We start from the raw sequence: 12,245 nt of genomic DNA, 5'->3' as shown, positions 1-12,245 counted from the left end.
TAGGATGACTCCATGACAGACACTTGGCTGATCGTAGGCCTTGGCAATCCCGGCGCTGAATACAGCCACAACCGCCACAACGTCGGCCAAATGGTCCTGGACGAACTTGCCTCGCGCATGGGCGGGAGCTTCAAGGCCCACAAGGCCCGGGCCCAGGTGGTCGAGGGCAGGCTTGGGATCGGCGGCCCACGAGTGGTACTGGCGAAACCGATGAGCTATATGAATGTTTCCGGGGGACCCGTTTCCGGCCTGGCCAGGTTTTTCGACATCGCTCCCGATCACGTGATTGCCGTCCACGACGAAATTGATATTCCCTTCAATACCGTCAAGTTGAAGATGGGCGGCGGAGAAGGCGGGCATAACGGCCTGCGGGATATTTCCAAGGCTTTGGCGACAAAGGACTATTTCCGTGTCCGAGTGGGCGTCGGAAGGCCACCGGGACGGATGGACACCGCGGATTATGTCCTTCGGGACTTCGGAGCGGCAGAGAAGAAGGAGCTTCCCTTCCTCCTGGATGAGGCGGCGGATGCCGTCGAGGTATTGATGACGGAAGGCCTGCTCGCCGCCCAACAGAAGTACCACCCGGTCAAGGCGTAGCGGCTGGCTCGTACCCGCTCGGTTGTTAACAAGTACCCGGTGGCTCGCTGGCTGGCTAATTGATTCGGGCCGATCGCTATGATACTTTCCAATCACTGTCGGGCTGAAGAGGAAATTCCAAAAGCAAACGACCCGCTGAACGTCACGTCCGCCAGAGCTGCGAAGGTAGCGTGATCTAATTTGCGAGCAATACCGGAGCCTGAAACAGGCCGACCCGCAACGGAGCGGCAAGCACTGGGCGCTGCAGAGCGTCGAAAATGGTCGTCGCTGGTCCGGCAGGAGCTTCAGAACACGGTTATTGAAGCGCTCGGCGAACCGTCCCTGTATGGGGTGGTGGTGGTTGGCGCTCCGGGCGTAGGCAAGGCGACTTTTGCCCGTTCGGTGGAAGCCCGGCTCACTCCACGGACCCACGTTCTGCACCTCCACGGCTCCACGGACATCAACACTCCGTTTGGGGCGCTCGCCCATCTTGTCGCGAGGCTGCCGGCAGAGGCGGCGGATTCGCCCAGCGCGATCATCCACGGCATCTCGCACTTGATAAGTTCGGACGCCGCCGGACGCAACGTGCTGATAGTACTTTCGGAACTTCCTGCTCTGGACACCATGAGCACGGCCCTCCTGGTGCACTTGTTAATTAGCGGGACCGCAAAGGTGCTCGTCACTGTCCGCCAAGCCACGGACATGCCTGAAGACCTGATCCGGCTGTTGAAAGACGGCCTCCTGGACGAGGTTGAACTTCAGGTTTTTTCCCGTGCGGAAGTCGCCAAATTGCTGACCGGCGTCCTTGGAAAACGGGTGACCGCAACGGCTGCAAGTGCATTGCACGCGTCCAGCGGTGGAAATCCCCTGGTGCTCCAAGCCATCGTCACCGAGCAGCTCCGCTCGGGCAATCTGCACTTGGCTGGCCAGGTCTGGGCAATGAAGGGCGAAATCCACCTTTCGTCCGCGGAAGTCCTGACCGACCTGGTCCGCTCGCGCCTGGCCCGGGAGAGCCCCGCCGTCCGGGAAGCCCTCGAGCTGGTCGCCCTCATTCGAACTGCCCCGCTCGCCGTGCTCCTGGACGTCCTGGAACCTGAAGTGGTTGCGGAGATGGAGTCCTCCGGTTATCTTCGCATCGAACCGTCAGATGCACGCCGAGTGGCACTGCGCGACGAGTACATGGGCGAGGTCATTCGAGGCTGGATGGACCTGCCACGGCGGAATGAACTGCGACAGCTTGCCGCGGGGGTGATTGGCAGCATTACCCGGGACCTGGATGCCGAGGCGCTCCTGGGCTTTGCCTCTTCGACGCTGAACGTACACGAAACCCTTGAGCCCGGAGTAGCCTTGGCGGCAGCGACCGCAGCGAACAAGCAATTCGATCCTTGGTTCGCCTTGGAATGCGCCAGGCAAATCGGACGCGAGGACAAGGAATGGGTGCCTGCGGCCCGGCAACGCTGCGTTTCCCACGTCATTCTGGCCGAGCACGAGGCTGCGGTGGCCGCTTTGAAGGACGTGACGCCTGAGCAGCTTCGGCGCCTCCCCGCGTACGACTATGCGGACTATGTCCAGGAGCTCTGCAGTGCGCTCTTGTGGATGCCAGGCGGTCACCTCCAGATACCAGGCATCATCGCCGAGGCCAAGGAGGATCTTTCCCGCCGTTCGCAGGAAGCCGAAGCCGATCCCGCGGAAATCGAACGGGCATCCGGGATGCTCGAGCTCGCGGGTTTCGAGCTCCAGGTCCACCAGGGCGAGTACGCCGAAGTTGCCGAAGCCTTGGAGCAGGGGTACCGGGATGGCGTTGACCTTCAACAGCGGCTGAGCTGCGGGAGCCTGCTGACCATGGCCTGGGCGATACTCGGCAGGGAAATGGAGGCCATCGAACTGGCGCGCGAGTTGAGGCATAAGATACAGCGCGCAAAGGCCCGTCCGAGGTTGCACAACTGGTTGTCCGAAGGCTTGTTCGCCGCGCTCCTTTGCAGCGGACAGTGGGAGGAACTCGCCCGGATGCTGACGGCGACCCTTGATCAGCAGCCAAAGAACATCCACTATCTTGGCGGTGCCGCCGAACTAGCCCTGGGCGTTTCCTATACCTATGCTGGACGCGCCTCGGTGGCGATCGACACCCTGCTGGGGGCCCAGGCGCAGTTGGAAATCAGGCGCAACTACTATGGACCCGTCCTGGCCTACTCCGCGCTCGCCTTTGCCTACGCCCAGGCCGGCGACGTGAAGGAATCCCGGTCCTTTCTCGAATTGGCCGAAAAAGGACAGGGGGAGACTGCTTGGTTCCCCGCATGGATGGCCGAGTTCTGCGTCCGGATGGCAAGACGCTGGTTGAAGGACCCCGGGGCGAAGCAAGGCCTCATCGAGTCGGCCAACCGGGACTTGGCGAAAGGGCGGATCACCACGGCATCCATCAGCCTCTTCGGCGCCACCGTCCACGGGACCGAGGACGAGCTGTTGCTCCTGGAGCAGGTTTCATCCCGCCGCCAAGGCAAGATGGCCGCAGTGAACCGGATGGTGGCGGAGGGAAGCCGCAAGAAGGACCCGAAGACCCTGCTTCTCGCCGCTTCTGTTGCCCAGGAACTGAAATTGGACGCGGTGGAGTCACGCTGCGCCGTCCTGGCCTTGGACATCGCCCGGGAAGCCAGCGATTCAGCGTCCGCGAGGCTGGCCCAGCAACGGCTTGACCGCTTGGTCGGCACCCTACCCGTACTGCCCCTGACACCGCACACTTTCGGACCCGAGCTGACCGAAAGGGAGCGTCAGGTTGCAAAGATGGCCAGTCAGGGGTTGAGTAACAAAGAGGTAGCCAACCAGTTGCAAGTTTCCGTTCGCACAGTGGAGGGCCACCTTTACCAAATCTTCACGAAAATGGGAATCTCATCGAGGAGCGAGCTTGAAGGAACCGCGCAGTCATGACAACGCTGCGGCGGTGCATGGTCATGTCGGAGAAAGCGGTACAAGACCGCCTGAACCGTGGATCGACTTTGGGCATTTGCTTCCCGGAATCACGGCCGCAATCCGTGCGGATGACTGCTCGGCCGTCTTCGTCGTAGGCGATTCCGGACTCGGCGCGTCATCGCTCCTGGCCCAGCTCGGCAGCGTCCTGGGCGGGGACCACGCGGTAGTCCCGATTCACGGGAGCCCGTCGCTGACTGCTGTCCCGTATGGAGTCCTGGCTCCGTTCCTTTCCCACCTTTCACTTGCCGACATATCTTCCCGGGTCGCCGTGCTGCGCTCACTCTGGGATCACCTCGAGGCTATCCGCGTAGGTACGGGACCAGCACTGCTGTTCGTTGACGACGCGCACTACCTGGACGATGCCACGTGCGCGATGCTGACGGAGCTTGTTCAGGCAGGTTGGGTAAAAATCGTGGCTGCATGTGTTCCGCGACCGGGAGTCCCGGGGCCGCTCTTGCGCTTGTGGCACGAGGGAGCCGCCGAATGGTTTGACCTGGAGCCGCTGACGGCCGAGCAAGGCCACGAATTGTGCGAAGCGTTGCTGGGCGGAATCGTCCTGAACAGCACGAGCCATGGTTTCTGGACGGAGGCAGGGGGCAACACCCTTCTCCTGAAGACCCTTGTCCGCGAAGCCGAGAGATCGGGGACCCTCGTCCAGAGGCACGGCGTTTGGCTCAAGACAGCCGCTGCACCCGTCCATACGGTGAAGCTTGAGGCCGCAGTCAAACTTCAGCTAATGCGCATCTCGCCCGAGGGCAGGGAAGCCTTGAGCTTGATCGCGTTGGCAGAACCTGTGGACGAGGCGCTGATTCATGTTGTGGCCGGTGAAGCGGCCGTCCAAGAGTTGGTGGACCAGCATTTAGTCAGGCCAGGGGGCAACGGGTTGCCAACCCTCCGACTCGTCAATCCAGTCTATGGAGAGGTGCTTCGCAGCATCGTCCCGGCCGCGCAGAGCCTTCAATTGCACCGGCAGTTGATCTCCCGGATGGATGTTTTGGAGGACAACCCCGACTCGTTATTGCGGATGGTGACATGGTCACTTGACTGCGGGGCGGACGTGCCCGATCGCCTCTTGATCCGGGCCGCGGTCTTGTCGGCGAGGCTCCTGCAGAGCCAGACGGCATTGCGCATGGCGGCCGCGGTGCGGGACAAGCAGTGGCAGTCGGTTGCCCAGGCGGTTTTGGCCCGGTCATACTTCAATCTCGGCCGCCGGGACGAGGCCGCGGCAGTCCTCGCCCAGGAAACGGTGGACGGCGACGCCGGACCCTCCCGCGTAGCATCGGGCAGCCTTCTCCGCGCGGTAACGCGTGCCGCCGTCGGGCAGCCGGCTTCCTTGATCCGGGCAGAAGCCGGGGCCCTCCGTGAGTGGGGCGAGCAGGAGCCCGGCCTCCAAGGCCAGCGGACGCCGGAGGCAAAAGCCGCGGTGGAGCTCGCCGTCACCGTGATCGGCCTGCTTGCTGATTCCGTGGACGGCGACTACGGGAGGATGGGCCTTGAACTGGAGCGGGTGCTCCTTCGGCCGGCAGCCGGGGAAGGCTCTTTGGGTCCACTGGCGAGGGCCCTTGCCCTCGCCCTGAAGGCAGAGATGCTCTGCGCCCTCGGCCGCGGACGCCAGGCAAAGCTGTTGGTTCTCGAGGCCGCCGCCTTGGTGCAGCCCCAGGAGAACGACGTCTTCTTCGTCCCCGAGTTCATCTCGGCCCGGCTCGTCATTTGTGCATTGGCTGTAGGCGACTGGGTGGACGCACAAAAGCTCCTCGACAGGTACTACGAAACGTCGGGTGTCTCGATGGCCTCCTTCGGCGGAGCGGCCTACGCAGTGGCCGGATACATTGCCATCAGGCAGGGAAAGCCCGGCGATGCACTGCCGTTGCTGAATGCCGGCCTCGAAGCACTGCGGGACAGCGATCCGCAGAATCTTTTCGGGCTGTGTGCTGCCATGGCTTTCTATGCCGCGGCCGGCGCCGGGTTGCCTGAAGCCGAAAGGTACCAGTCGGACTACAGCACCTGGGGACAACACAGCACCCACCTTCTCGCGGCACAGGCACGCAGTTTTTTCGACGCCGCGCGTGAACTGTTCAGCGCCGACGGCTCCGGCGTTGAAGCGTTGCACCTCAACGCTGAGAGCGCCGCGAAGGAAAACGCCACGTACCTTGAACTTCATGCCCTGGAGCTTGCGCTTGGCCTCGGAGACACCAGCAGGCTCGAGCGGTTCTGTGAAACCGCGGCCGCGACGGAGGGCGAATGGGCGCAAGCACTCGCGGAATACGGGCTTGCGCTCAAGTCCGGGGAAGCCGTCCGGTATGTCTCTGCCGGGGAGAAGCTGCAGGCTGCCACCATCTATCACCTGGCTGCGAAAGCCTACGGTTTGGCGCTGGCAGCGTCGGATCCCGGCCGCACCAAAGAGCTCGGCGCGGTCGCGCGCGCGGGGCTGGCGCGCTGCAACGAAGAGCTGGGGAAGGGCAGCGAGGAGGCACACAACGAGTCGGTGGTGCCGAGGCTGACCAAGAGGGAGTGGGATATCGTCAATCTCGCTGTCCAAGGCCTCAGCGACCGGCAGATTGCGGACACGCTCCTTATCTCGGTCCGGACCGTCGAAGGGCATCTGTACCGGTGCTATTCGAAACTGGGGATCACCGGCAGGGACGAACTCGCCGGCGCTGCCGCCGTCGCACAGGAAGCGTCGAGTACGCGCTGAAGCCAGGATGGCCGCGAGGCAGTAGTAGTGCACTCTCGGTTCGAACGATCGCCACTGTCGGCGACGAGTACCCGCCACCCGGGGCAAGGGTACTCACACCCGCGTACGAGTATCCGGCAGTATGAAAGTCGAGTACTCACTACTGGTGTGGGCCAAACGGCTAGCTGGTTAATTGGGGGGTGTCACCACTCGATCACTGGGGGTCTCGCTCATGTTGACAGCAGGCAGTGCATCTACGGTCCGCGCCGTTCGGTCCGGAGGCGCGTCCCGGTACCAGGCATTCGAGTCATCCGCGGCCCCATCCTCATCCGAGGGATCCGAAAGCAAGGCGGTCATTTCGACGTCGTGGCCACCGATCGGACCAAGGGCGGCTGTCGAGGACATCGCCCTTGCGCTGGCAGCCTCCAAAGGTGGAGTGCTTGTCACGGGCCCATCGGGAAGCGGCAAGAGCTACTTGACTACCCGCGCGGTGAACGAACTACGCGAACGCTCATTCGTCGTCGTCGTCCGCGGCAGCGCAGCGTTGGCCAGATCACCCTACGGCGCCCTCAATATCCTCTTGAGCGATCTTGACCCGGGATACCTGGCCCATCCCGTCCTGGTGTTGTCGGCGCTCACCAATTTGCTCCGTGAGCGCGCCGAGGGAAAGCGCGTGTACCTGGTGATCGAGAACGCGACCGAGCTTGACGAGTTGGCGGCCATGACAGTGGCCCAGCTCGCGAGGAACGGTACCGCGCAGCTCGTCCTCACCTGCACCGACCCCCAGAGGCTCTGCGGCGAGATCACGCGGCTTTGCGGCGACGGGTTCTTGCACCGGATAGACCTCAAACCACTGACTTTCCAGGAATCGCACGCCTGGCTCGAGGCCGGGCTCGGAGCACAGGTCTCTCCGTCCGGGGCCCACGCCCTGTGGACAGCCAGCGGAGGCAACCCCCACTACCTCAAGATGCTCGCGGCGGAGCTCGCCGAATCGGGTGCGCTTCTGAAAAGCGACGGCGTCTGGGTCCTGACGTCCCGGAGCGAACACCACGGCAGGGCAATCACCGATCTGATCACCACGCGGCTCGGACGGATGGGCGGCGGCGAGCGCAAGGTCCTGGAGATCCTCTCACTCGCCAAGGCCGTTCCCCTCGAATCCCTGCTTGCGCTCGCCTCGGCGGACGATGTGGATTCCCTTGAGAAAAGGGGCGTCCTTGTCGTCGACGATTCGCTGCCCAGGATGGCCCGGCTCCAAAGCCAGCTCGTGGGTGACGTGGTCCGGGCGAACGTTCCCACTGGCCGTAGCAACGAACTTCGGAGCTTGCTCCTTGAATCGACGGATCCGGGCCTCGGCCAACGCTCGATGTTGCTGACCATGGCCGCCTGGGCCTTGGACTGCGGAGCCAAGCTGGGAGAGGAAGAAGCGCTTGAAGCTGCGGCAGTGGCGAATCGGCAACTCGATGCGCGGCTGGCCCTGCGTTTGGTCCGGTCCATTCCAGGCCACTCCGCGATCCCCGGCGCGGTAGCGCAGGAAGCCCGTGCGTTGATGACACTGGGGGATATCGCAGGGGCCCGGGACGTACTGCGGCAACACCCGGATGGGGCCGGGGATGAAGGTGCCCTTGCTGATTGGGTCCGGCTCAAGCTGGCCGAAACCTCGGTCCTGCTGGCCCGCCCCGAAACCACGGCGCAGGCTTGCGAGACGCTGGCACACGTCCGCCGCCGGCTCGAAGGCGAAAAAAAGACGGCCGGCGAGGGGCAGGCCATCGCCACGCTGCGGGAGGAACTTGTCCTGGCCGAATCCCAGGCAGCCAGTTATTCGGGTTCCTACGCCGAGATGGCAACAAGGCTCGAAGAGGAACTTGACGACTTTGAATCGCACGGCACCGAGTTCCGCCTCCTTGCCGGGAGCTGGCTGTGCGAGGCATGGGCCCTGACGGGACGGCAATCCGAGGCGGCGGACATGGCCGAACAGCTTGCAGCCGACTGCCATGATCCCGCTGTTTCAGTCGCCGCAGCCCGACGCGCCACATCGAGGCTGCGGTTCGCCTTCGTACTCGCCGGACGGTGGGATAAAGAAGCGGAAATGGTCCAGCCCGGCGATGATCTCCTGGTCTCCGCTGAGGCCCTGCCCACCGCCATCGATCTTCCCCAAGCGATCTTCCGGTGCATCCAGGGCCGGGGCCAGGACGGATTGGACGCGCTCATTCCGGTGATAAGCCAGCTGCGGGTCCAGGACAACGAAGGCATGCTGGATGTGGCCTGCACGGCAGCAGCCTACGCCTCGGCCTTGCAAGGCGAAGAGGAGCAGGCCCTGCGCTACTTGAAAGAAGCATCCACCCAGCTGCGCAGGCCGACATGGCGGAAGGAACGGACGAAGCGGTACCTCGCGGCTTTGGCCCGGGAACGGATCGACGGCCCGGAGACGGCCGTCGAGGAGCTCCTCCGCTTGGCCGACGCCGACCGGGACGAGGGTGCCCCGGGCCACGAGATCTTTTGCCTCAGCTCGGCCGTCCGGCTTGGCGCGGTGGCAGCCGCTCCACGGCTGTTGGACTCGGCCCTCCGCTGCCAGGGACAGTTCGCTGAACTGTGCGTTGCGTACGCACGGGCGACGATATCCGGAAGCGCTGAGATGCTTCTCGAAGCCGCACGGATGGCTGAAGCTATGCAGAACGACAGGTTCGCCTTCGATATCGCCGAGACCGTGCTGCACCTTGACCAGGTTCAGCTGGACAAGACGGCACTCAGGAGGGCGCGGCAGCTCGCGGAGACGTGCCGGCAGCGCTTGCGTACACCGCAAAGCGGCAACCAAGAGGGACTCAAGCTGACTGCCCGCGAGTTGGAGATCGCCAGGCTGGCCGCGAACCGGGAGAGCAATAAAGGCATAGCTGCGAAGCTCCATGTTTCAGTACGCACGGTGGAGGGGCACCTCTACCAGATCTTCGGCAAGCTGAAAATCGTGGAACGCTCCGAGCTGAGCTTCGCGCTTGGCAACGTCGAAGGTGGTGCCAAGTGACTGAGGTAATTTCGGAAAAAGCACTTGTTGGGCGATTCAGCGTGACGGCAGCAGTGGTGGATTGTCTTCTCGATGTCAACGGCCCGGGGGTCCTGCTTTTCGGCGACGCTGGCATCGGCAAGACGGCGCTGATTAACGAAGTGGTCCATGAATTGGGGCAACGCATCCGGCCCTTCCGGGTCTTTGCCGGTCCCACTTTGGCCTCGGTACCGTTTGCCGCCTTGGCGCCCCTGCTGACGGCCCTGACCCCCGGACAGATCAATGAGCCGTTGTCGGTCCTGAGGGCCGTCGTGGCTGCGTTGAATCCGGCCGGCCAGCCACATCCGGCACCCGCCGTCCTGATCGTGGAGGACGCGCATCACATCGATGACAGCAGCGTGGCGGTGCTGGCGCAATTGGCGGCCGCGGAAGCCGCCAAAGTCGTGTTCTTGTGCCGTCCATATCCTGCGCCGCCAGCAGAGGTTTTCTCGATGTGGTCCGAGGGGCTCGTCGACCGATTCGACTTGCAGCCGCTCAACGAGCAGGAAGTCAACCAGCTTTGCGCCCAGGCATTGGATGCGCCCGTCGTCCAAGGTACCAGTGCCGTCCTGTGCAAGTACTCGGGCGGAAACCCGATGTTCCTCTTGGAACTCATCGAGCACGCCAAGTCGCTCGGCCAGTTGGTCTGCCGAAACGACGCGTGGATGCTCTCCGGCGAGCTTCGTGGAACCAGCGTGCGTCTGATGGACCTCGTGCGCAACCAGATCCTGATGCTGGGAGCCGCACAGCGTGAGACCCTGGAGACCGTCGCGCTGGCGGAGCCTGTCCCGCTGAGCGTAGTGCAGAAAGCCAGCGACTCCAGCGCCGTGGACGAATTGCAGGAGCTGCATTTCATCGAGATCGCGTCCGACCCCGCCCGGCATGTCCGGCTGGCCCAGCCACTTGTCGGAGAAGTGATCCGCCAACTGGTCCCAACCGCCCACAGCATGACTGTCAGGCGGCGCATCGTGAACCTCATGGAGTCCAAGCCGCAGACCATGGACGGACTGCTGCGCCACGTCTCCTGGGGATTGGAATCGGGCATCGAAGTTCCGGACTCCGACATCCTGGAAGCAGCGCAGCTGGCCAACCGCTTGTTCATCCCCAGCTATGTGGAACGGGTAGCCGGGGCAATCAAGGATCCTTCCCTGAAGCTGACGGCCCAGGTGGAAGTGGCGCGGGCCAAATGGTACCGCGGCGACATCAGGGGATCGGTGTCCTCGCTCGCCGGAGTGGTGGATAGGACAAATGATCCGCGGACGGTCCGGCTGGCATCGATGTTGGCGGCACAGCTTGCGGGGCGCCAAGGCGTCGGACCGAACGCCATCAAACAGGCGGCATACGAATGGGAGGCAGCCCTGGCCAAGCTCGCCGAATCCCGGCAGGGCATCGACCCTGACGAACTGGAACGCGGGAAGCTGGGAAGCAGGCTCCTCTCGCTGGAAGGCCTCCAGGCCGAAGGGCACTACATCGAGACAGAGCGTGAGCTCCGACAGATCTGGCAGGAAGCGGACGACGACGAGTCCCGCCTTGTGGCGGGCACCCTCCTCGCGGAGGCCCTGGCGGTCACGGGACGGCCGGTTTCCGCGATCCAGATTCTGATGGAGATCCAGGAGATGGTGGCCACGAGCGGCGACTGGAGCCTCCAGTACGCGGGAATGGTGATGCGCCGCTACATCCTGGCCTTGCAACAGGCAGGGGAGTTCGGCGTTCTTGAAACGTATCTCAAAAACCATGTGTCGCAAGCACCGAATTCCCTGATCTATTCAGGCGGGATGCTCCATTTGGCTGCAGGAATGGTGGAACTTCGCCGCGGAGACCTCGGAGTGGCGCTGCCACGGCTTCGCCAGGCGGTCAGCATGCTGCGGGTCTCGGATATGGGAAGCGACCTGCCCGACGCCGTTGCTGCCGCGGCGTACGCGGCGTCGATCCTGAAGCGCCGGGAAACTGCCATGACGTACTCCAACGAATACGACGCATTGATCCGGGACGGGGTGCACCCGTCGCTGCTGGCGCAAGGTCATGCGGCAGTGGCGCGAGCCGAACATACCGGATCGCCGACAGCGATCGCCAGACTCATGTCCCTCGCGGATTCCGCGGCTGCGGACGGAGCGATCGGCGCAGAGATCGACATCCTGATGTTGGTCCTGAGGCTGGGAGACCCGGGCGTGGCGCGTCGGCTGACAGCAGTAGCCGAGGGCAGCGAAGGGCGCACAGCGGAGTTTGCCTTGAACGTCGGCCGTGCCCTCACGCACAAGGACGCGGACCGCCTTATTGAGCTGAGTGATTCGGCGGCCAAGGACGGCCTGGAGCTTGCCGCAGCGGACTGTGCCGGCTATGCCTTGCGGATCCTCGAAAGCCGGGGGGACAAGGCACGCCAGCTTGAGGGACAGCGGCTCCTTAAGCGCCGCACCGCGGCCCTGGACAAGGCCGGCCCGGCAGTAAACGGGGGTTCCCCGGATCTGCAGAAGCTGACGCGGCGCGAGCAGGAAATCGCAACGATGGTGCAGTCGGGAGCGAGCAACAAGGACATCGCCCTGAGCTTGGGCTTGTCATTGCGTACCGTTGAGGGGCACCTGTACCGAATGTTCGCCAAGCTTGGCATCGGCCACAGGGAAGACTTGATGAACGGTGCCCACGGCTCGCAGGACCTGGGCTAGCCGCAGGCGCGACTACCTTGACCACTCCGACGGGGTAACGCTTTCCCCCCAGCCTCCTTCCGCCGTCGTGCGCTGTAATTCGTGCGCTGGAATACAGGCGCGTGAAAGGCGTGAGGCCTAAAAGCGAGTACTGAATCGAGTGGTTAAAAGCGCTCGGACGGGTAGTCAATGGCCTCGGAAGGGATCCCGCATCCAAAGACGGGTATAGCCCACTCGCGCCCGCCCTAAGGGTTCGTTAATACGCTTTTCCTGATGGCAAACGCTACTCAATTGGGGATAAGTGGGTCTCGAGATGAAGCGCAGGAAGAATTCTTTGCTACAGGAAAACCACCCGGTG

General features: G+C 63.5%; 5 protein-coding genes. All 5 read left to right on the top strand.

Annotation, left to right across the window (positions count from 1 at the left end; translation table 11 throughout):
- Positions 1–12 precede the first annotated feature (12 nt).
- The 5 genes from pth (at position 13) to J2S96_RS08960 (ending at position 11,908) form a co-directional block, all read left to right on the top strand.
- Positions 13–597 (top strand): aminoacyl-tRNA hydrolase, encoded by a 585-nt coding sequence (gene pth, locus J2S96_RS08980; protein WP_306862004.1) that lies wholly within the window; start codon positions 13–15, stop codon positions 595–597.
- Between the two features lie 180 nt (positions 598–777).
- The gene (locus J2S96_RS08975) at positions 778–3,498 is read left to right on the top strand and encodes a helix-turn-helix transcriptional regulator (RefSeq protein WP_306862002.1); all 2,721 of its coding nucleotides are present in this window, start codon (positions 778–780) and stop codon (positions 3,496–3,498) included.
- Positions 3,499–3,574: 76 nt separating this feature from the next.
- A complete protein-coding gene (locus J2S96_RS08970) occupies positions 3,575–6,235 on the top strand; it encodes a helix-turn-helix transcriptional regulator (protein WP_306862000.1) in 2,661 nt (886 codons plus the stop codon).
- A 211-nt stretch (positions 6,236–6,446) separates the two neighbouring features.
- Complete coding sequence (locus tag J2S96_RS08965; protein WP_306861998.1) at positions 6,447–9,230, top strand: LuxR C-terminal-related transcriptional regulator; 2,784 nt, start codon at positions 6,447–6,449, stop codon at positions 9,228–9,230.
- Positions 9,227–11,908 (top strand): LuxR C-terminal-related transcriptional regulator, encoded by a 2,682-nt coding sequence (locus tag J2S96_RS08960; RefSeq protein WP_306861996.1) that lies wholly within the window; start codon positions 9,227–9,229, stop codon positions 11,906–11,908. Before J2S96_RS08965 ends, J2S96_RS08960 begins: the two co-directional genes overlap by 4 nt.
- Positions 11,909–12,245 lie beyond the last annotated feature (337 nt).

Source organism: Arthrobacter bambusae, assembly GCF_030812595.1.
Lineage (GTDB): Bacteria > Actinomycetota > Actinomycetes > Actinomycetales > Micrococcaceae > Arthrobacter > Arthrobacter bambusae_B.
This window is presented reverse-complemented; position numbering and strand designations above follow the sequence as displayed.

Coding starts and splice junctions, on each gene's coding strand:
- pth (WP_306862004.1), top strand. CDS start 13: ATGACAGACACTTGGCTGATCGTAGGCCTTGGCAATCCCGGCGCTGAA.
- J2S96_RS08965 (WP_306861998.1), top strand. CDS start 6,447: ATGTTGACAGCAGGCAGTGCATCTACGGTCCGCGCCGTTCGGTCCGGA.